Annotated in this window: 16 protein-coding genes (1 of these 16 cut by a window edge); 4 read left to right on the top strand and 12 right to left on the bottom strand. The window is 71.2% G+C overall.

Translation table 11 applies throughout. From position 1 onward, the window contains the following. Positions 1 to 822: the 5' portion of a stage II sporulation protein M gene (locus tag G4Z16_RS21590; protein ID WP_197352351.1), read on the bottom strand. It extends 186 nt beyond the left edge of the window; the window shows 822 of its 1008 coding nt (coding positions 1–822); it begins with the start codon at positions 820 to 822; its stop codon lies beyond the left edge, outside the window. Positions 823 to 898: 76 nt separating this feature from the next. On the opposite strand from G4Z16_RS21590, the gene G4Z16_RS21585 reads away from it, so the two are divergent. Further along, positions 899 to 1861 (top strand): RDD family protein, encoded by a 963-nt coding sequence (locus G4Z16_RS21585; protein WP_197352350.1) that lies wholly within the window; start codon positions 899 to 901, stop codon positions 1859 to 1861. A 13-nt stretch (positions 1862 to 1874) separates the two neighbouring features. Here the strand turns inward: G4Z16_RS21585 and G4Z16_RS21580 are convergent, their stop codons facing one another. The 8 genes from G4Z16_RS21580 to G4Z16_RS21545 all read right to left on the bottom strand — a co-directional run bounded on the left by G4Z16_RS21580 (position 1875) and on the right by G4Z16_RS21545 (position 10448). After that, positions 1875 to 2489, bottom strand: coding sequence for a hypothetical protein (locus G4Z16_RS21580; RefSeq protein WP_197352349.1), 615 nt, complete (start codon positions 2487 to 2489; stop codon positions 1875 to 1877). Positions 2490 to 2618: 129 nt separating this feature from the next. Then, positions 2619 to 4076, bottom strand: a complete 1458-nt coding sequence (gene ahcY / locus G4Z16_RS21575) for an adenosylhomocysteinase (RefSeq protein WP_197352348.1) — start codon at positions 4074 to 4076, stop codon at positions 2619 to 2621. Positions 4077 to 4509: 433 nt separating this feature from the next. Next, positions 4510 to 5442: a cation diffusion facilitator family transporter gene (locus tag G4Z16_RS21570; RefSeq protein ID WP_197352347.1), complete on the bottom strand. Its 933-nt coding sequence runs from the start codon at positions 5440 to 5442 to the stop codon at positions 4510 to 4512. Between the two features lie 95 nt (positions 5443 to 5537). After that, a complete protein-coding gene (gene manA, locus G4Z16_RS21565) occupies positions 5538 to 6767 on the bottom strand; it encodes a mannose-6-phosphate isomerase, class I (RefSeq protein ID WP_197352346.1) in 1230 nt (409 codons plus the stop codon). Positions 6768 to 6812: 45 nt separating this feature from the next. After that, the gene (locus G4Z16_RS21560) at positions 6813 to 8069 is read right to left on the bottom strand and encodes an SIS domain-containing protein (RefSeq protein ID WP_197352345.1); all 1257 of its coding nucleotides are present in this window, start codon (positions 8067 to 8069) and stop codon (positions 6813 to 6815) included. Between the two features lie 102 nt (positions 8070 to 8171). Further along, positions 8172 to 8342, bottom strand: coding sequence for a Trm112 family protein (locus G4Z16_RS21555; RefSeq protein WP_197352344.1), 171 nt, complete (start codon positions 8340 to 8342; stop codon positions 8172 to 8174). Between the two features lie 200 nt (positions 8343 to 8542). After that, positions 8543 to 9907 (bottom strand): phosphomannomutase/phosphoglucomutase, encoded by a 1365-nt coding sequence (locus G4Z16_RS21550; protein WP_197352343.1) that lies wholly within the window; start codon positions 9905 to 9907, stop codon positions 8543 to 8545. A gap of 142 nt (positions 9908 to 10049) precedes the next feature. Further along, positions 10050 to 10448 carry a DUF3499 domain-containing protein gene (locus G4Z16_RS21545; protein WP_197352342.1) on the bottom strand — a complete coding sequence of 133 codons (399 nt, stop codon included), beginning with the start codon at positions 10446 to 10448 and terminating at the stop codon, positions 10050 to 10052. A gap of 317 nt (positions 10449 to 10765) precedes the next feature. Here G4Z16_RS21545 and G4Z16_RS21540 point away from each other — a divergent pair, with 317 nt between their 5' ends. The 3 genes from G4Z16_RS21540 to G4Z16_RS21530 all read left to right on the top strand — a co-directional run bounded on the left by G4Z16_RS21540 (position 10766) and on the right by G4Z16_RS21530 (position 12340). Next, positions 10766 to 11242 (top strand): metallopeptidase family protein, encoded by a 477-nt coding sequence (locus G4Z16_RS21540; protein WP_425508100.1) that lies wholly within the window; start codon positions 10766 to 10768, stop codon positions 11240 to 11242. A gap of 172 nt (positions 11243 to 11414) precedes the next feature. Next, a complete protein-coding gene (locus G4Z16_RS21535) occupies positions 11415 to 11786 on the top strand; it encodes an ArsR/SmtB family transcription factor (RefSeq protein WP_197354816.1) in 372 nt (123 codons plus the stop codon). 26 nt (positions 11787 to 11812) lie between these two features. Beyond that, positions 11813 to 12340, top strand: a complete 528-nt coding sequence (locus tag G4Z16_RS21530) for an SRPBCC family protein (RefSeq protein WP_197352340.1) — start codon at positions 11813 to 11815, stop codon at positions 12338 to 12340. A 160-nt stretch (positions 12341 to 12500) separates the two neighbouring features. Here G4Z16_RS21530 and G4Z16_RS21525 read toward each other — a convergent pair whose 3' ends face one another. The 3 genes from G4Z16_RS21525 to G4Z16_RS21515 form a co-directional block, all read right to left on the bottom strand. Further along, the gene (locus G4Z16_RS21525; protein WP_197352339.1) at positions 12501 to 12974 is read right to left on the bottom strand and encodes a carboxymuconolactone decarboxylase family protein; all 474 of its coding nucleotides are present in this window, start codon (positions 12972 to 12974) and stop codon (positions 12501 to 12503) included. A 228-nt stretch (positions 12975 to 13202) separates the two neighbouring features. Next, positions 13203 to 14777 (bottom strand): DUF5719 family protein, encoded by a 1575-nt coding sequence (locus G4Z16_RS21520; protein ID WP_197352338.1) that lies wholly within the window; start codon positions 14775 to 14777, stop codon positions 13203 to 13205. Then, the gene (locus tag G4Z16_RS21515; RefSeq protein WP_197352337.1) at positions 14774 to 18517 is read right to left on the bottom strand and encodes a glycosyltransferase family 2 protein; all 3744 of its coding nucleotides are present in this window, start codon (positions 18515 to 18517) and stop codon (positions 14774 to 14776) included. Before G4Z16_RS21515 ends, G4Z16_RS21520 begins: the two co-directional genes overlap by 4 nt. Positions 18518 to 18672 lie beyond the last annotated feature (155 nt).

Raw genomic sequence — 18672 nt, 5'->3', positions numbered from 1 at the left:
GGAGACGAACAGGACCGCCGCCAGACCGATGGCCATGCCGATCGCTGAACGTCCTTCCGCGGCAAGCGCGACGCGCCGGCTGCGCGGCCCTGGATCGATGACGGTCCAGCCCAGTCGCAGGCCCGTGCCCGCGGCCACGAAGACCGCGGTGAGTTCGAGGATTCCGTGCGGAAGGATGAGGCCGAGGAAGGTGTCGAGCCGCCCCGCGGACTCCATCAGGCCGATGCCGATCCCGAGGTTGAGCATGTTCTGGAAGAGGACCCACAGCACCGGGATGCCGAGCAGCGCGCCGAACGCCAGGCAGACCGCGGCGGCTTGGGCGTTGTTCGTCCACACCTGGGCCGCGAAGGACGTTGCCGGGTGGCTCGAGTAGTACGACTCGTACTGGCCGCCCGGCTTTGTCATCTCGCGGAGTTGGTCCGGGGCGGCGATCGCCGAGCGCACGTCGGGATGCGTACCGATCCACCAGCCGATGAGGGCGGCGATCACGACGGACACGAGCGCGGCCGGGACCCACCAGTTGCGGCTGCGGTACACGGCGGCGGGGAATCCGGCGGCGAAGAAGTGCGCGGCGTCGCGCCACGAGGCCTTCCTCGGACCCGTCACGGCACTGCGCGCGCGTGCCACGAGGGACGTGAGGCTTCCGGCGAGCGCGGGGTCGGGGGCGCTCGACTGGACCTGGGAGAGATGCGTTGAGGTGCGCTGGTAGAGCGTGACGAGTTCGTCCGCCTCCTGGCCGGACAGGCGGCGCCGGCGGCGCAGCAGTTGGTCCAGCCGGTCCCATTCCGCCCTGTGCGCGGCGACGAAGACATCCAGGTCCATGGTGAGAGCTTGGCAGACCGCTCGGTGGGGACGGCAGACTGTGCAAAGGAGGACGACGGCTGTGAGCGGAGGCACGGTGAGCGAGCTCGTAACGGGAGATGCCGTCGTACTGGGTCTCCGGCCCGCGCGGCTGCCGACGCGGGCGCTGGCGGTCTTCATCGACCTGGTGCTCGCCTGGGCCGTCTACCTGGCCATCTCACTGGCGCTGCTGACAGCCGTGGCGTCCCTGGACGACGCGGCGCTGGCAGCCGTACAGGTGGCGCTCTTCCTGCTGGTGCTGGTCGGGGTTCCGGTCGCGGTGGAGACCCTGAGCCGGGGGAAGTCCGTCGGCAAGCTGCTGTGCGGTCTGCGGGTGCTGCGGGAGGACGGCGGGCCGATCCGGTTCAGGCACGCGCTGGTGCGTGGGGCGATCGGGGTCATCGAGATCCAGCTGTTCTTCGGCGTCGTGGCCTGTGCCGCGTCGCTGATCTCGGCGCGCGGGCGGCGGCTGGGTGACGTCTTCGCCGGGACCCTCGTCGTGAGGGAGCGGGTGCCCGAGGCGAGCGGTGCGCCCGCGCCGCCTCCTCCGGCCTGGCTGGCGGGCAGCTTCGGGGAGCTGGATCTGTCGCGTGTGCCGGGCGGTCTCTGGCTGGCCGTGCGCCAGTACCTGATGCGTGCGGGGCAGCTGGACGAGGCGGTGAGCCGGTCGATGGCGGAGCAGCTCGCGGCGGACCTCGTCGCGTGCACGGGCGTTCCGGCGCCGTACGGCGTACCTGCGGCGGCATATCTGGCCGGGGTCGTCGCGGAACGGCAGGCGCGGGAGGCGCATCGGACCTTCGGCCCCCAGGCGACCGGGGCACCCGCGGGTCCGCTGCCCGCTGCTCAGGCGCGTCCGCTCCCAGCCGCCCCTTCGGCCCCGGGCGCTTCCCACTGGGCGGGTGGGGATGGCGGGTCCGGTCGTCCGTGGGTGCCGGTCTCGGGCACGGCCGCGGAGAGTCAGCCCGCCGGGGAGAAGGTGCCCGAGCCTCCTCGGACCACGGGGTTCGTGCCGCCTTCGTGAGGCGCGAGGCGCCTCAGCCGAAGCCGGACGGCGGTGACTCCAGTTCCTCCAGTTCGATGCCGGGAGCCGCGAGCACGATGTCTCCGGCGATGTGGACGGGGTGTTGCTCACCGGTGTCGACCTCGCCGACCTGGTAGTTCTCGACGACCAGAGGCCCGTTGTCAGTGGCGTGTGTTTCCGTGGTCACCAGCGTCCAGGACTGGTCGAGCGTGCGAGGTGCCAGGACGGGGAGTGTCAGCGCGACGAGGCGCACGCGCGTGGCCGGCGCACCGGGGGCCGGGCGCAGCAGCCGGGACGTCGCGATGAGGAAGGCGGGGGATCCACCGGTGAAGGAGTGCGCGGCGGCATTGCCCTGTTGAGCGTGTTCGCCTGCCGGGTCGGTGCGTACCCACGTGACGCCGTCCAGGGCGGCGCCGCGGACCTGCCAGCCGCCGGCGTGGAGTTCGAGCCGGACGGGGCGGCCGAGTTCGTCGAGGGCCAGATCGACGGAGCCGGCGTGGTCTCCGGAGGGGGTGGTGATCTGCGAGACGTAGCGCCAGCCGGAGGGGCCGGTGGCGCACTGGAAGTGCTCGTTGAAGAGGGGGGTGTGGTCGTGCGGATCGTGGAGCGAATACCGGCCGCGTGGCATGCGTGGACTCTACGTGCGGAGCATGCGGGCAAGCCGAAGGCCCCCACCAGGCGGGCGGGGGCCTCGGCATCGCTCACGGGTGCCCGCCGGCGCCCCGTGTGAGAGGGCGGTGCGGCGGGCGGCCGTCCATCAGTACCGGTAGTGGTCCGGCTTGTACGGGCCCTCGACGGGGACACCGATGTAGTCGGCCTGGTCCTTGCGGAGCGTGGTGAGCTTCACTCCGAGGGCGTCCAGGTGCAGACGGGCGACCTTCTCGTCGAGGTGCTTGGGCAGCACATAGACGTCGGTCGGGTAGGCGTCGGTCTTCGTGAACAGCTCGATCTGGGCGATCGTCTGGTTCGCGAAGCTGTTGGACATCACGAACGAGGGGTGCCCGGTCGCGTTGCCCAGGTTGAGCAGCCGGCCCTCGGACAGCACGATGAGCACCTTGCCGTCGGGGAAGGTCCAGGTGTGCACCTGCGGCTTGAGCTCTTCCCTGACGATGCCCTTGATCTCGGCGAGGCCGGCCATGTCGATCTCGTTGTCGAAGTGACCGATGTTGCCGACGATCGCCTGGTGCTTCATCCGGGCCATGTCGGACGCCATGATGATGTCCTTGTTGCCCGTGGTGGTGATGAAGATGTCCGCCGTCTCGACGACGTCTTCGAGGGTCACCACCTGGTAGCCGTCCATCGCGGCCTGGAGCGCGCAGATCGGGTCGATCTCCGTGATCAGGACGCGGGCGCCCTGGCCGCGGAGCGAGTCCGCACAGCCCTTGCCGACGTCGCCGTAGCCGAAGACCACGGCGGTCTTGCCGCCGATCAGGACGTCCGTGGCCCGGTTGATCCCGTCGATCAGCGAGTGACGGCAGCCGTACTTGTTGTCGAACTTCGACTTCGTGACGGAGTCGTTGACGTTGATCGCCGGGAAGAGGAGCGACCCGTCCTGGTGCATCTCGTACAGACGGTGCACGCCGGTCGTGGTCTCCTCCGTCACACCACGGATCTCGGAGGCCAGCTGGGTCCACTTCTGCGGGCTCTCCCGCAGGGTGCGGTTCAGCAGCTCCAGGACAACACGGTGCTCGTCGTTCTCCGCCGTGTCGACGGCGGGAGCGGCGCCGGCCTTCTCGTACTCGACGCCCTTGTGCACGAGGAGCGTCGCGTCGCCGCCGTCGTCGAGGATCATGTTCGGTCCGCCGGTGGAGGCGCCCGGCCACGTGAGGGCCTGCTCCGTGCACCACCAGTACTCCTCCAGCGTCTCGCCCTTCCAGGCGAAGACCGGGACACCCTGCGGGTTGTCCGGGGTGCCGTTGGGACCGACCACCGCAGCCGCGGCGGCGTGGTCCTGCGTGGAGAAGATGTTGCAGGACGCCCAGCGGACCTCGGCGCCCAGCGCCGTCAGGGTCTCGATCAGGACGGCCGTCTGCACGGTCATGTGGAGGGACCCCGTGACGCGGGCCCCTGCGAGGGGTTTGTCAGCGGCGTACTCCTTGCGGATCGCCATCAGGCCGGGCATCTCGTGCTCGGCCAGGGTGATCTCCTTGCGGCCGAAGGCCGCAAGGGAAAGGTCCGCGACCTTGAAATCCTGGCCGTTGGAGGTCGTCGTCATGCGAGCTGCTCTCCTCGAAGTCGAGGTCATGGCTGACAGGTCCGTGCTGCGGCGCTCGGGCTCCGTGTGCGGTGCCTGCACTGCGTACGTGACACAGCACACACGGGCACACTGATCCCTTGCTCGCAGCCCAGTCCGTCGGAGGCCCTCTCTCCCTCGGTGGCCCGCGGCGCGGACCGGCCGATCTGCCATCAGCAGCGACGTCTGTGCACTACGAATTTACACCGCTCGTCCAGTCGAACGGATTGCCCACGGTGCGAGCAAGGGCGGACCTGGACTGTTTTCGGCCGCACAGTGCGCGCAGTTGTGCCGATGCCCAACACTGGGGCCTTCCACACCTCCGCACATAATTTGACAAAGAGCGCAGAGAGATGCATTCGGGTCGCAGCGCCGGGAGTTCAGCGGCGAGCGAACCCGGACATTCCCGGACCGATCAGCTCGACGCGGAGGATGCCGCGGGCCTGTAGATGTCCGGCTCGAGATAGATCACACGCGCGCTCGGCACCGACTCGCGGATGCGGTCCTCGGCAGCGTCGATCGCTCGCGCGACCTCCGCCGCGGTGTCGTCGTGCTGCACCGCCACCTTCGCGGCGACCAGCAGCTCGTCGGGGCCCAGATGCAGGGTCCGCATGTGAATGATGCGCGTCACGGTGTCGCCGTCGACGAGGGCGGCGCGGATCTTCTCGCGCTCGACCGGATCGGCGGACTCCCCCAGCAGCAGCGACTTGGTCTCCGCTGCCAGCACTATCGCGATCACGACAAGCAGCACCCCGATGCACAGCGTGCCGATGCCGTCCCAGACGCCGTTCCCGGTCGCAAGGGCGGCGCCGACGCCGAAGAGCGCGAGGACCAGTCCGACGAGCGCGCCGAGGTCCTCGAGGAGGACGATGGGCAGTTCGGGCGCCTTGGCGCGGCGTACGAACTGGGTCCAAGTCATCGACGCGCGGACCTCGTTGGACTCCTTGATGGCCGTACGGAACGAGAGCGTCTCCGCGATGATCGCGAAGACCAGCACACCCACCGGCCAGTACCAGCTCTCCAGCTCGTGCGGGTGCTTGATCTTCTCGTATCCCTCGTAGAGGGCGAAGACGCCGCCGATGGTGAACAGGACGATGGAGACGAGGAATCCGTAGATGTACCGCTCGCGGCCGTAGCCGAAGGGGTGCTCCTCGTTCGCCTCCTTCTTGGCTTTCTTTCCGCCGAGCAGCAGCAGTGCCTGGTTCCCCGAGTCGGCGAGGGAGTGCACACTCTCCGCGAGCATGGAGGACGAGCCGCTGAAGACGAAGGCCACGAACTTGCCCGCTGCGATCGCCAAGTTGGCGCCCAGCGCGGCGATGATCGCCTTCGAACCGCCTGATGCACTCATACGAGTCGGTCGTCCCTCTCTCGGTGATGACGCGGGGATCCGCGCTGTCGTCGGTGGTTGCCGTCCGTGTCCGTCCGGGCCCGAGCGGGCGCCCGTCAGACAGCCACGGTGGCCCGGAAGAGCGTACCTTCACCCGTCACATCGACCCGTTCGCCCGCCGGTACGTAGGCGGATTGCCCACGTTCCAGGGCCAGTTGGCCCTCTCCCCGACTCGCGTCGCCGCGCAGCACGACGTGACCCCCGGTGCACAGAAGGATCTGCGGAGTGAGCGCTTCGAGCGGACCGACCGCCGCGCCCGGAGCGATCACGAAGCGGGAGAGGCGGAATTCGTCGATGGGCACCTCGTAGCGCTCCTCGCCGCCGGGACCGGCTTCCGGACGCAGGACGGCCGGTTCGCCGGGCTCGAAGCGGACGATGCGGAGCAGTTCCGGTACGTCCACGTGCTTGGGGGTCAGCCCGCTGCGCAGCACGTTGTCGGAGTTGGCCATGATCTCCACGCCGAGTCCGCTCAGATACGCGTGCGGTACTCCGGCGCCCAGATAGAGGGCCTCTCCGGGGCGCAGGGTCACGTGGTTGAGCAGCATGGCGGCGATGACGCCCGGGTCGCCCGGGTAGTGGTGGGCGAGCGAGGCGCACACGGCGTACGCACGGGCTTCGGCGCTTGCGTCGGCCCCGTCCGTGCCGGCGCCGGCAGCGAGCCGTGCCGAGGCCCTTGCCGCCTTCTCGACGGTCCCGGCGATCTCCTCCGGGTCCGCGGTGAGCACCGCGGTCAGCACCTCGCGCAGCGCTTCGCTCTCGGGGCTCGCCCGCAGGATGTCCACGTACGGCTTGAGCGCGTCGACGTCCAGCGCTGCGAGCAGATCCGCGGCTTCCGTCGCGCGACGGAAGCCGCACAGACCGTCGAAGTCCGTGAGCGCGCAGATCAGTTCGGGCTTGTGGTTGGCGTCCTTGTAGTTGCGCTCCGGTGCGTTCACGGGGACGCCGCGCGCCTCCTCGTCGGCGAAGCCCTGCCGCGCCTGCTCCAGATCGGGGTGCACCTGGAGCGACAGCGGCGACGCGGCCGCGAGCAGCTTCAGCAGGAACGGCAGCCGCGGACCGAAGGCCCGTACGGTCTGCGGCCCCAACTCCCCTTCCGGATCAGCCGCGATGACTCCCGTCAGAGCCTGCTCGCCGCCGGCGCGGCCCAGCTTCGAGGGAGCTCCCGGATGTGCGCCCATCCACAGCTCGGCCTGGGGCTCGCCGCTCGGCGGTCTGCCGAGGAACTCCGGGATGGCTGTCGTGGAGCCCCAGGCGTAGGGCCGGACTGTGTTGATGAGGCGGTCCATGCGGCGGCGCTTCGCTTTCTTGGGGCAGTTCGGCAAGTGGGACGGTCAGGGCGATGGTGCGCCGCTGTCGGCGAGCGCGAGGTAAACGGCGGCGAAATCCACGGTGGCGATCAGTTCGGCGGCGGATTCCAAGGGGCTGCTGCCCTCGGCGGGTTCGAGTTCGCTGAGCGGGGCGTCGTGCCCGTACGCGAGGTCGCGGGCGGCGACCACGGCGGACTCGGTGCCCGGCGCCTGGTCCCGCATCAGGACGATTCGCGCGTGCAGCGACTCCGGCTCCTCCACGCGGTCGCGGAAGAAGTCGTCGAGGCCGGAGCCCGGCGAGAGCGAGCCGGACAGCAGTGCGCCGTGCGCTGCCATCGCCTCCGGAAGCCCGGCGGCCAGGGCGGGGAGGCCGGGGAGCGCCGCGAGCGTGGCCGCACTGTGCCGTGCGACGGCTCCCGCGACGGCACCCTCGCTCCACAACAGCGGGAGAGTTCCCGTGAGTTCGGTGGCGAGCGACTTGGCCGGATTGCTGTACGTGGCGACGGCCGGCCCGCAGCGTTCCGCGACGCGGTCGAGTCGGTCGGCCAGCGACGCCAGCGCTTCGTCTCCGGCGGCGAACAGACCGACGCGGTCGAAGAGCACGAGGAGCGGGGTGAGCATCGGCCAGAGGAGGCCGGGCACCACCGACATCCGCGGCCCGACGGGCTGTGGATGCGGTACGGGAGGGAGGTCGGCGCCGGATTCCCCGGCGGCGGGAGCTTCCTGGGCCGGACCGGCGCCGTTACGGGCCGGGGCACCGTCCGCCGGTCCTCTCCATGCCGCCGGAGGCGCCGTACTCAGCGGCACCGCGAGCCCGTGCGTCTCCCGCGTCAGCTCGGCCACGGGCACATCGGCCGGACTGACGGTCACGACGGTGCAGCCGCGCCGGTAGGCCTGCTCGATCAGCATCGTGAGACCGGCCTCGTCACCGTCCGGCGTCGTCACCAGCAGCAGGTCGAGCGAACCCGCCCAGCCGGGCAGCGTCCAGCGCAGCGCACCGGGCGCCGCGAGCGGTCCGGAGGGGCGCAGCAGCGTGACGGGCAGCGCGCCGTTGGCGAGGGCCGAGAGCAGATCGGCGGCGCAGGCCGGAGCCGGTCCGGGCCCGGCGACGAACACCGCACGCGGCCGTCCGTCGGGCCGCAGCGCGCTCAGCCCCGTCTCGGTGGCCCGGCGCACCGCCGTGCGCACGTGAGCGCCCGCTTCGGCGGTGCCGCGCAGCAGCGCGTGGGTGTCCGCACGGGCGAGGGCCTCTGGAGAGTCGAGCTGTGACTCGTCGAGCATCTTCCGGAGCCTCCGATCGGCCGCTGGACGACGAGTTGCCTGCGCCGCGTGCTGTGGGTGAGGAGTGTGCTGCCTGGGGCCGTGCGGCGGGTGGGCGGCCCGTCAGCCGGGGCGCCGGGCCTCGTCGACGAGGAGAACCGGAATGCCGTCACGCACCGGATAGATGAGACCGCACTCGGTACCGGTGCACACCAGGTCCTCGGCCTCCTCGCGGAGCGGCGAGTGGCACGCCGGGCAGGCGAGGATCTCCAGAAGACCGGCTTCGAGCGGCATGAGTTGTCCCTTTCGGAGGCGGGCGGCTGCGGTCAGCGTACCGCCGGGGATGTCGCTGTCGTCGTGCGGGCGAGGGCCGCCGGCGGCCGGGCGGCGTGCCCGTGGGCACGGTCCCGGCCCGGCGGCGGCGATCTCGTTGCGGGCGCGGGATGTGGGGCCGTGAACGCCCGCGGGCGCAGGCGCTCACGACCGTCCGCAGCTCAGGCGCGCACGATGGCGAGGACCTCGTCCCGCACCGCGTCCGCCGTGTCCCGGTCGCGCGCCTCGACATTCAGCCGAAGCAGCGGCTCGGTGTTGGACGCCCGCAGATTGAACCACCAGTCGTCGGCGGTGACCGTCAGCCCGTCCAGTTCGTCGAGCTCGACGCCCTCCCGGCCCTCGTATGCGGCCCTGACCGCGGCGGCGCGGCCGGCCTGGTCGTCGACCCGGCTGTTGATCTCGCCGGAGGCCGCGTAGCGGTCGTACTCGGCGACGAGCTGCGACAGCGTCCCCTGCTGACCGCCCAGCGCCGCGAGCACGTGCAGGGCGGCGAGCATGCCGGTGTCCGCGTTCCAGAAGTCCCGGAAGTAGTAGTGCGCGGAGTGCTCACCGCCGAAGATCGCCCCGGTGCGGGCCATTTCGGCCTTGATGAACGAGTGCCCGACGCGTGTGCGCACGGGCGTACCGCCCTTCTCCCGTACGACCTCGGGCACGGACCAGGACGTGATCAGGTTGTGGATGACGGTGGAACCGGGCGACTTGACGAGTTCGCGTGACGCGACGAGCGCGGTGATCGCGGACGGCGGGACCGGGTCGCCCTTCTCGTCGACGACGAAGCAGCGGTCGGCGTCCCCGTCGAAGGCCAGCCCGATGTCCGCACCCGTCTCGCGCACGCGCTGCTGGAGGTCGACGATGTTCTTCGGATCGAGCGGATTGGCCTCGTGGTTGGGGAACGTGCCGTCCAGTTCGAAGTACATGGCGTCGAGTTGGAGGGGCAGGCCCTCGAAGACGGTCGGAACCGTGTGTCCTCCCATGCCGTTCCCCGCGTCCACGACGACGGACAGCGGCCTGATGGAGGTGAGATCCACGAGCGTGCGCAGATGGGCCGCGTAGTCCGACAGCACGTCCCGCTCGCCGATGGTCCCCTCGGGGACTCCGTCCGGACGCTGCGGGGCCCCCGACTCGGCCCAGCTCTCGACGAGTTCGCGGATGTCGGCCAGCCCCGTGTCCTGTCCGACGGGAAGCGCACCGGCGCGGCACATCTTGATGCCGTTGTAGCGGGCGGGGTTGTGGCTCGCGGTGAACATGGCGCCGGGCAGGCCGAGTTGGCCGCTGGCGAAGTAGAGCTGGTCGGTCGAGCAGAGACCGATCTCCGTGACGTCTGCGCCCTGGCCGGCGGCTCCGCGTCCGAACGCGTGGGAGAGTCCCGGCGAGGAGGGCCGCATGTCGTGCCCGACGACGATCGCGGACGCCTCCGTGACGCGTACGAAGGCGGCTCCGAACAACTCGGCCAGCGACTCGTCCCACTGGTCCGGCACGACGCCGCGAACGTCGTACGCCTTCACGATCTCCGACAGATCAGCCACGGGGCAGCCCTCTCCTGGGTCCTCGGGTTCTCGGCAGCTACTGGGTGGAAATCTACCCGCTGGGTCCGCGATCTCCGGTGTGGCCAGGGCCTGTCGGGCGCGCTGCGCGCAGGGCCTCGTATCCGCCGTGATGCCGCGGGGCCTACGGCTCGGGCGACCTCAGTACGCGCAGATGGCCTCGGCGCGCGACCTCCATCGGGTCGGAGTCGCGGCCTTCGGGGCCGCCGACGGCGTCGGAGGGCGCCATGGAGTCGGGGTCGCGCCGCGGCGTACGGGCAGCCTCACGCACGGCGTTGGCGAGTGCTTCGAGATCGTCGCCGCTCGGGCGTGCCGGGCCGGTGTCGACGGCGAGACGTACGACTTCCCATCCGCGGGGGGCAGTCAGACGTTCGGAATGCTCCGAACACAAGTCATAGCAGTGCGGTTCGGCGTATGTGGCGAGCGGACCGAGCACCGCGGTGGAGTCCGCGTAGACGTACGTCAGCGTCGCGACGGCGGGACGGCCGCAGGCGGTTCGCGAACAGCGACGTACAGGGCTCACGACGATGGACCGTACCGCACTCTTGAGCGGCCTGCGACGACTCTCCTTGACGTCACTCCGTCGTGTCGTCCCGGTTGGCCTGAAACACCTGATCTGCGGGAAAGCTTGGACGCCGACACCCTTGCGCCCGGGGAGAGTCGGGCATCACACGTCAAGCGGTCGGGAGTTGCTCCGAACCAGGTCGAGCGTCGCGAGATCACCGATCGTTCTGGCAACGGAAAGCGACCCGAAAGAACATGACACCGGTCACTCTGTGACACGACCGTGAACGTCCCGGTGACCACCGATCCCCGCCGTGCGGGAGCTACGCTCGTGGCGTGAACAGCCCCGTACCGCCTCGCGGACCGGACGGACCCGGTCGGCCCGGCGACTCCGATCACGCTCCGCGACGGCGCGACCGTCACGGGCGCGGCATGCGCGGACCCGTCGCGCCGCCCCAAGTACCGCTTGCCGTCAGCCGTTCGGAAGCCTTCGACGACCTGGTGCGCGATTCGGTCAGCAGGCTGGAGCGGCGCTGGCCGCAGCTGAGCGGCGTCGAGTTCGCGGTGCAGGAGGTGCCCCGCAGCGACGACGGCGAACTCGACGAACAGGCCGAGGCGGTACCGCTGGGGCGGGTGGCCGAGTCGAAGAGCGGACGGCCGGACCGGATCGTCGTCTACCGGCGCCCGGTCGAGATCCGTACCCGCAACCGTGACGAGCGGGCGCTGCTCGTGCACGAGGTCGTCGTGGAGCAGGTGGCCGAACTGCTGGGCCTTTCACCGGAGTCGGTGGACCCGCGGTACGGGCAGGACTAGGCCAGGGCCCAGAGGCGGCCCAGCTGCCGTGCGCGGGCGGCGACTTGGAGGCCGAGGCATTGCTCGCACTTCGTGACCGTCCGGCTACCCGACGCATCAGAGTCCTGGATCCCGTGCGGTTTCTTATATTCCTTGACACGTATATACGCGAGGAGGCATATTGGGCTCCGTGATGGATGCCACGTGGACTGCGCTGGCTGATCCCCATCGTCGGGCGATGCTCGACGTGCTGCGCGAGCGCGCATGCGCGGTGGGCGAACTCGTCGACGAGCTGGGGTTCACGCAGCCGACGACGTCCAAGCATCTGCGGGTCCTGCGTGAGGCGGGCCTGGTGAAAGTCCGTGTCCATGCGCAACGTCGCATCTACTCGATCGATCTTGAGCAGATGGCCGAGCTCGACGCATGGCTGGCGCCGTTCCGGCAGCTGTGGAACGAGCGGCTCGACGCGCTCGGCCGGCACCTCGACCGGAGCGAGCCCAGGAGCGGCGAGGACGAGCGGACCCAGGAACGGCCGCGGGACGAGAACCGTGGGCGGGGACGCTGACGAGTACGAGGGCAGGAGAGCAAGTCATGGACCGTGGAAGCTACTTCGAATACAACGGCCGCCCGGCGGTGCGGTTCCAGCGCACCTATCCGCACCCTGCCGAAAGGCTGTGGGCCGCGGTCACCGACCCCGCGGAGCTGGCGCACTGGTTCCCCAGCACCGTGCGCATGGACTCCCACGAGGGCGGAAAGATCGAGTTCTCCGGGGACCCCAACCTCGAGGCGAGTACCGGCACCCTCCTCGCCTACGACCCTCCGCGGCGTCTCGCGTACACGTGGGGCGGCGACGAACTGCACTTCGAGATCGAGCCAGTTGACGACCGCAGCTGCACGCTCACCCTGATCAACGTGCTGGAGGCGGAGAACACCGCCGCGCGCAACGCCGCCGGCTGGACCGTGTGCCTGGCCGAACTGGGCAAGCACGTGTCGGGCGCCACGGCGGAGGGTCCGCACGGCGAATCGGCCGAACCCTGGCGCCCGTTGTACGAGGAGTACGTCGCCGCAGGCATGCCCGCGGGAGCGCCGATCCCCGGCGTTTCCGGCGACGGGAGCTGAGCGGCCGTCCGGCCGCCGCCGGGCGGGCAGGCCGTGGCGGCAGGACGGCACGGGAGCCCCCGGGCCCCGCGAGGGCCCGGGGGTGTGCGAAATGGTGCCGACGGCATCGGCCGTCCCGGCCCGTACGCCGCGTTGACGGACCGGCTATCCCGTCACCCGGTCACCCGAACATGCCGGGCTGGTAGTCGCCGGCGGGCATCTGGACCATGACGTTCACGCGGTTGAAGGTGTTGATGAGCGCGATCGCGAACACCAGGGCCGCGAGCTGGTCCTCGTCGTAGTGCTTGACGGCGTTCGCCCATGCCTCGTCGGTGACACCACCGGCCGCGTCGGCGATGCGGGTGCCCTGCTCCGCCAGTTCCAGAGCGGCGCGTTCGGCATCGGTGAAGACCGTGGCCTCGCGCCAGGCCGCGACCAGGTTGAGGCGCACCGTGGTCTCACCTGCCGCCATCGCGTCCTTGGTGTGCATGTCGGTGCAGAATCCGCAGCCGTTGATCTGGCTGGCGCGGAGCTTCACCAGTTCCTGCGTCGCGGGCGGCAGCGTCGAGTCCGAGAGCACCTTGCTCACCGCGGCGATGTGCTTCAGGATCTTCGCGGCGTACTGGTTGCCGAAGAGGTCCAATCGAGCGTCCATGGAAGAGCTCCTCTGCCCTTGCTGGTGGTTACACCTCCATGACGGGACAGCCCTGCGGGATGTGACAGCCACAAGTGTGACGTGCGACTCACCGTCGCACGCCGACGGCACGGCTGTGGAGCCGACGACGAACTCCCGTACCGCTGACGTGACTTGATCCGACGTGACTTGATCCGACGTGGCTTGGTGAACCTGACCGGAATCGCGCGGACCCGCGGCCCGCCGCGGTCAGTCGTTCAGTACGGACAGGTCCTGCCCGGAGCGGGGAACCAGCACCTTGCCGCGGTCGTCGGGCAGCGTCTGAATGGTGAACGCGGGCACCTTGCCCTTCTTCTCGTCCAGCATCCGCGAGGCGTACAGCTGCCCGCCCGAGAGCCGCTCGACGGTCACCGAGTAGGTGCCCTTCAGGCCCTTCGGCCGGGGCGGGGCGATGGACCTGGTCGTCTTCCCCTTGACCGTGTAGGTCTGGCTGACCGGGCTGCCGCCCTTGCTGCCCGCCGACGCGGTCACGCGTACCTTCACCGTCCTGCCGGTCGCCATGAGCGAGAGCTGGGAGCCCTTCTCCTGGTTGTCGGCGGCGGTGGCACGATCGGTGAGGGGCGCGGTGCCGGGGATGAAGGCCGTCTCCTGTTTCGAGCCCTTGCCCCGGGTCACGCGCGCCGCCGCGACCACCGGGGTCGCGCCGGCGCCGCCCTCCGACGGCGTGAGGACGAGCGAACCCGCCTGCCCCTTGGTCAGGTCCCTCAGATCGACGGCGGTGAGCATGCCGCCGCGTACGTGCACCGTCTCGTGACCGGCCGGCGCGATCTGCCCCGAAGGGCTCGCGAGCTTGACCTTCAGATCCGCGTCGTTCTCGCCCGGAGCGAGCACGACGAGGCGAACTGCCGTGGCGTCGCCGGGGATTCCGGGGAGCACGACGCTCGAGTCCGGGTCGGCGACGGACGACACCCAGTCGCCGCCCGCCTTCTCGTCCACCGCCTGCACCTGCGCGCCCACGCGTCCGGCACGGGCCACGGCGTGGACGCCCACGTTGGTCAGCCGCTCGGACGTCAGCGTGGAGAGCAGCACGGGCACGGTCGAGCGGGGCGGGATGGTGATGCCCTCACCCGCTTCGGAGCTCACCCGGCCCTTCTTCCCGTACAGGTTCAGGTCGACGACGGCGCTGGAGTCGTCGGGGTTGGTGAGGTGGACGTAGTCCTGCCGCTCCTTGGCGGTGCTCGCACCCGGGAACCAGAAGTCGGTGTCGGGCACGGAGCACGCCGTGCCCTGCATGCCGCGGCCGGCGCCGACCGCGACGCTCGTCGTCTGCTGGACCGTCCAGCCGGGGGCCACCCGGCCGTCGGCGGACCCGAACAGGGCGGAGGCGCTGGAGGAGTCGGAGTCGGCCGTGACGGGCTTGCCCGGCGTGCTCAGCGGGGCGAACGGCTTCGGATCCGGCTCGGGCTTCTTCTTGTCCTTGTCCCGGTTCTTGCCCTTGTCCTTGTCCCCGCCCTTGCCCTTGTCCTTGCCCTCGTCCTTGCCGTCCCCGGACTCCGAGCCGCCCGTGTCCGCCTTCTCGGCGCGGTAGAGCTCGGCGCCGCCCTTCCCCTCGCCTCCCTTGGGCGCGAAGGCCGTGTACCGGGTCTCCGCGACGTCGGAGACGCTGGGCTGCGGGCAGACGAGCGTCGAACGCTCGACGGGCCTGCGTCCGGCCGCGGATGTGCTGCCGAGGTCCTCACCATCGGGGGCCGCGAGAGCGGCGACGCCCGTCAGGGCCGCGAGTGCCGTGGCCGCGCCGATGAGGGTCATGCTCGTGCGGTTCACTGCTGATCGCTCCTGTTGCCGTACCGCGGGTCGTAGCCGTACGGGTCGGCCTGACCGGTGCCCTCGTAGGCGTCGTACTGCTGCGCCGGGAAGGGGTCGTCGTACTGCTGCCCGTAGCCCTCGTCGTACTGCTGCCGCTCGCCGCCGTAGGACCGCTGCTGCGGCTCGAACGGCGACGGGTCGTACGAGGCGTCGTAACCGGGCGATCCGTACTGCGAGTCGTAGGGCGACGGTTCGAACTGCCGCTCACCGTAGGACTGTTCGTAATCGCCGCCGTATCGCGCACCGCCGTCGGCGTCCGCCCCGTACGCCGCCTGAGCTGGAACGTCCGGAGCGTGCGGCGGGGGCCCGGGCACATCCGCGATACCGGGCTCGCCTGCCTCAGCGGCGCGTGCCGCCTCCGCGGCGGCGAGCCTCCGGGCCCTGCGTCCGCCCCCGGCTCCCTGCGCGGGCACGGCCGCGGCAGCCGTCTCCGGAAGGTCGTCGTCCACCCGGCGTCGCCGCCCGGGCAGCGCGAGGACGACCGTCACGACCGCGAGGAAGCCCTGCACCCAGACCCATGCCGTGTGCGTCGCGCTCGTCTCGTGTGTGACGTCCAGCCGGCCGCCGCCCGCAGGGAGGCGGAAGCCCTGCGCCCACCCGTCGACGGTGACGGTCTCCAGCGGCTTGCCGTCGAGGGTCGCCGTCCAGCCGGGGTCGGCGGCGTCGGCCAGGCGGAGGATCCGGCCGGACTCCCCCGGCCGCAGATCCGTGTGGACCTCCAGCGGCCCCGCCGGCACGGGGGTCGGGACGGCGGACTGCCCGCCCGCGCCGCCTGCCTTGTCCTTGTCCGCGGCCACGACGCTGGCGCGGGAGACCTGGCGGTCCACCCGCCACAGCGCGCTGCCGTCCTCCTGGCTGCGACGGGTCAGCCCCGGCGTCGCGTCCAGCACGCGGTTCATCTGCCGGGGCGCACCGTCCCGTACGAGCACGTAGCGCACGGCGTAGCCACCGAGCTGCTCGCTCTGGTCGGCACCGGAACCGGCGACGAGGTTGGCGACCACCTTGGCGAGCCGGGCGTCGTCGCCTCCCGCTGCCGCCAGGTCACCGTCACCGAGCCTGGCTCCCGAGCCGCGCACGATCGAGTACGAGACGTCCGACGGGGAGCGGGACGCGTCGCCGGCCTTGCCGGAGAGCACGAGGGTGCGTGCCTGGTCGCTGGTCCGGCTCTCCTCCGCGACGAACGCTGGTACCTGCACCGGGTCGCGGCGCGACAGGGGCCCGTCGGCGCCACCCACCATCCAGCCGACGGCGGCGACGAGCGGAGCGGCCACCGCCGCCGCGGCCACGATCGCCGCCGCGGGCTGCTTCCAGCCGAAGCTCTGTCCCGCGACGCGCTCCTTGGCGCCCTCCGCGCCCACGAGGGCGGCGCACAGCAGCGCGAGCCCGTAGACGAGCGTGGCAGGACCGGCCCAGGCGACCGAGTTGGCGAGCGCCGCGTACAGCAGCCCCACCAGGGCCACGGCCCACGCGACGCGGATCGCGGGCTGCCGTTCCCCGCGCAGCAGGGCCGCCATGGCCGCGAGCACGACACCGATCAGCAGCAGGCCGCCGGCCGCGCCGGGGCCGCCGGGGGTGAGGGTGAGCAGGCCGAGCGCGTCACCGGAGCCGGCCCCGTAGGGCAGACCGGCTTCGCGGAAGAGTCCGGACGGGCTCATCAGCAGCGACAGCGACCACGGGGCCAGCAGCACCATCGGGGTCACGAGGGCGATTCCGTTGCGGATCGCCGTTCCTCGCCCGAGCCCATCGGCCGCTGGACCCTCCAGCGTGTCCGCGAAGCCCAGCCGCCGCAGTACGAACAGCACGGCGGTCAGGGTCAGCGCGATGAGCCACACGATGGGCGTGAAGGCGGTCGTCAGCGTGAGGAGCAGCGCGTAGCCCCATACGGTCCGCCAGCCCGGCGCGCCACGCAGACCGCTCACGGCGAGGGCGGCGCGCGCCAGCAGAGGCAGCGTCACGGCCAGCACGGCCGTGCCGATGCGGCCTCCCGCGAGCGCACCGGTCGCCGCGGGCAGGAAGGCGTACGCGACGCTTCCCCAGGCTCGCAGCAGCCGGGACTCCACCAGCGGCCGCGAGGTGAAGTACGCGGTGAAGCCGGCCAGCGGCACCGAGAAGACCAGGAGCAGGGTGAGCGCGAAGCCTGTGCTGCCGAAGAAGACGGTGGCGACCATGGCCACGATCGCGAGGTACGGCGGCGCCGTCTGCGTGCCGCCGATGCCGACCGGATGCCAGCCGTCGACGTAGCGGCCCCACAGGTCCGAGACGTCGGCGGGAGCCGGCAGCAGCGCACCGCCGGCGAGGGCTCCGCTGCCCAGCAGCTCGCGGCAGGCGATCAGCGACACCAGGAGCAGCACCGCGAAGAGCACGGGACCCGGCTTGCGGGCGATCTGCTTGAACCGCGCGAACTGCTCGACCTCCAGATAGTCCGCGTCGTCGTCACCGGGACCCGACTCCACGGCGCCGTGCCGGCCGCCGGAGGACATGTCCGGTTCCGCGCGTCCGCCGAAGTTGCTCGCGACCTGCTCGGCGGTGGCCCGCACGGTCGCCCCGGGCGGCGGGAAGAGATGCCGCAGTTCGCTGTAGGGGACGGCGGGCTTGCCGCGCCTGCGGCGCGCGCCGATGAGCCGTCCCGGTCGCAGCAGCGTCCCTGTGAGGCCCCGCACTTCGTCGAGTGCCTGCCTGGGGACCTTGCCGACGAGATAGGCGAGCGTGCGCAGCAGCGTGCCGAGCACGAGGCGCAGCATCACCCAGACGAGCTTCGAGGAGGGCACGTTGGCGAGGAGCGTGTAGACGGCTCCGGCCTTGTCCACGCGGTGCGGGCTGGCGCCGCCGCGCGCTCCGCGGCCGACGCAGTCGACGGGACGCCGCTCACGCGAGGCCGCCTCGGCGTGCCGCACCACCGCGTCGGGGACGATCAGCACGCCGTGCCCGGCGGAGTGCGCACGCCAGCACAGGTCGACGTCGTCACGCATCAGCGGCAGATGCTGGTCGAAGCCGCCGAGCTCCTCGAAGACATCGCGGCGGATGAGCATTCCGGCGCTGGAGACCGACAGGACCGTCCGCACCTGGTCGTGCTGCCCCTGGTCCTGCTCGCGGCGTTCGACACCGGTCCAGCGGCGGCCGCTGTTCGCGATCGACACCCCGGCTTCCAGGAGCTGCCTGCGGTCGTACCAGCTGCGCAGCTTGGGTCCGACGAGGGTGGCCTTCGGGTCGGCGTCGACGACCCTCAACAGCCGTGACAGCGCGTCCGGTTCGGGAGAGCAGTCGTCGTGCAGCAGCCACAGCCAGTGGACGGGTTCACCGTGCGGCAGCTCCGGCATGTCGTAGGCGTCGTCGCGCCAGGTGCGCGTGACCGGGTCCCAGCCGCTGGGGCGCTTCAGATAAGGCAGGTCGTCGGGCGTCGGCACCCAGGCCGTGCGTGCGGCCTCGTCGACGGCGGCGCCGAATCCGGTGCGACGGGCCATGTGCAGCACGCGGTCCGGGCCGAGGGTCTCCGTGAGCAACTGCGCCGACTCGTCCGCGCTGCCGGTGTCGGCCGCGATGGCGTCCTGGACGGGGCGCTCCTGGGAGAGCAGACCGGACAGCGCCTCGGGCAGCCACCTCGCGCCGTCGTGGGAGACGAGCACGGCGGTGACGACGTGCCGCGGGAACTCAGGTGTGGCCGCCTCGTACTGGGCCGCCGTATGGCTGTGCACGGACATCGGGGTGCGGGCCCCTCCCGGGGTACGGGGGGCGGTGATCCCCCCGAAGGACGCTGCGACGGACTCTCAGGCGCACCGCCCAGCGGGGAGCGGGGCGCCAAGGACGAGCCACACACTAACGGCTCAGTCCGTGCTGCCCATCCGGTCCTGCAACC

Source organism: Streptomyces bathyalis (assembly GCF_015910445.1).
Taxonomy (GTDB): domain Bacteria; phylum Actinomycetota; class Actinomycetes; order Streptomycetales; family Streptomycetaceae; genus Streptomyces; species Streptomyces bathyalis.
The sequence above is the reverse complement of the archived record's forward strand: the minus strand, read 5'-3'. Positions and strand labels throughout refer to the sequence as shown.

Coding starts and splice junctions, on each gene's coding strand:
- G4Z16_RS21570 (WP_197352347.1), bottom strand. CDS start 5,442: ATGAGTGCATCAGGCGGTTCGAAGGCGATCATCGCCGCGCTGGGCGCC.
- ahcY (WP_197352348.1), bottom strand. CDS start 4,076: ATGACGACGACCTCCAACGGCCAGGATTTCAAGGTCGCGGACCTTTCC.
- G4Z16_RS21515 (WP_197352337.1), bottom strand. CDS start 18,517: ATGTCCGTGCACAGCCATACGGCGGCCCAGTACGAGGCGGCCACACCT.
- G4Z16_RS21555 (WP_197352344.1), bottom strand. CDS start 8,342: ATGCCGCTCGAAGCCGGTCTTCTGGAGATCCTCGCCTGCCCGGCGTGC.
- manA (WP_197352346.1), bottom strand. CDS start 6,767: ATGGACCGCCTCATCAACACAGTCCGGCCCTACGCCTGGGGCTCCACG.
- G4Z16_RS21535 (WP_197354816.1), top strand. CDS start 11,415: ATGGATGCCACGTGGACTGCGCTGGCTGATCCCCATCGTCGGGCGATG.
- G4Z16_RS21530 (WP_197352340.1), top strand. CDS start 11,813: ATGGACCGTGGAAGCTACTTCGAATACAACGGCCGCCCGGCGGTGCGG.
- G4Z16_RS21560 (WP_197352345.1), bottom strand. CDS start 8,069: ATGCTCGACGAGTCACAGCTCGACTCTCCAGAGGCCCTCGCCCGTGCG.
- G4Z16_RS21580 (WP_197352349.1), bottom strand. CDS start 2,489: ATGCCACGCGGCCGGTATTCGCTCCACGATCCGCACGACCACACCCCC.
- G4Z16_RS21525 (WP_197352339.1), bottom strand. CDS start 12,974: ATGGACGCTCGATTGGACCTCTTCGGCAACCAGTACGCCGCGAAGATC.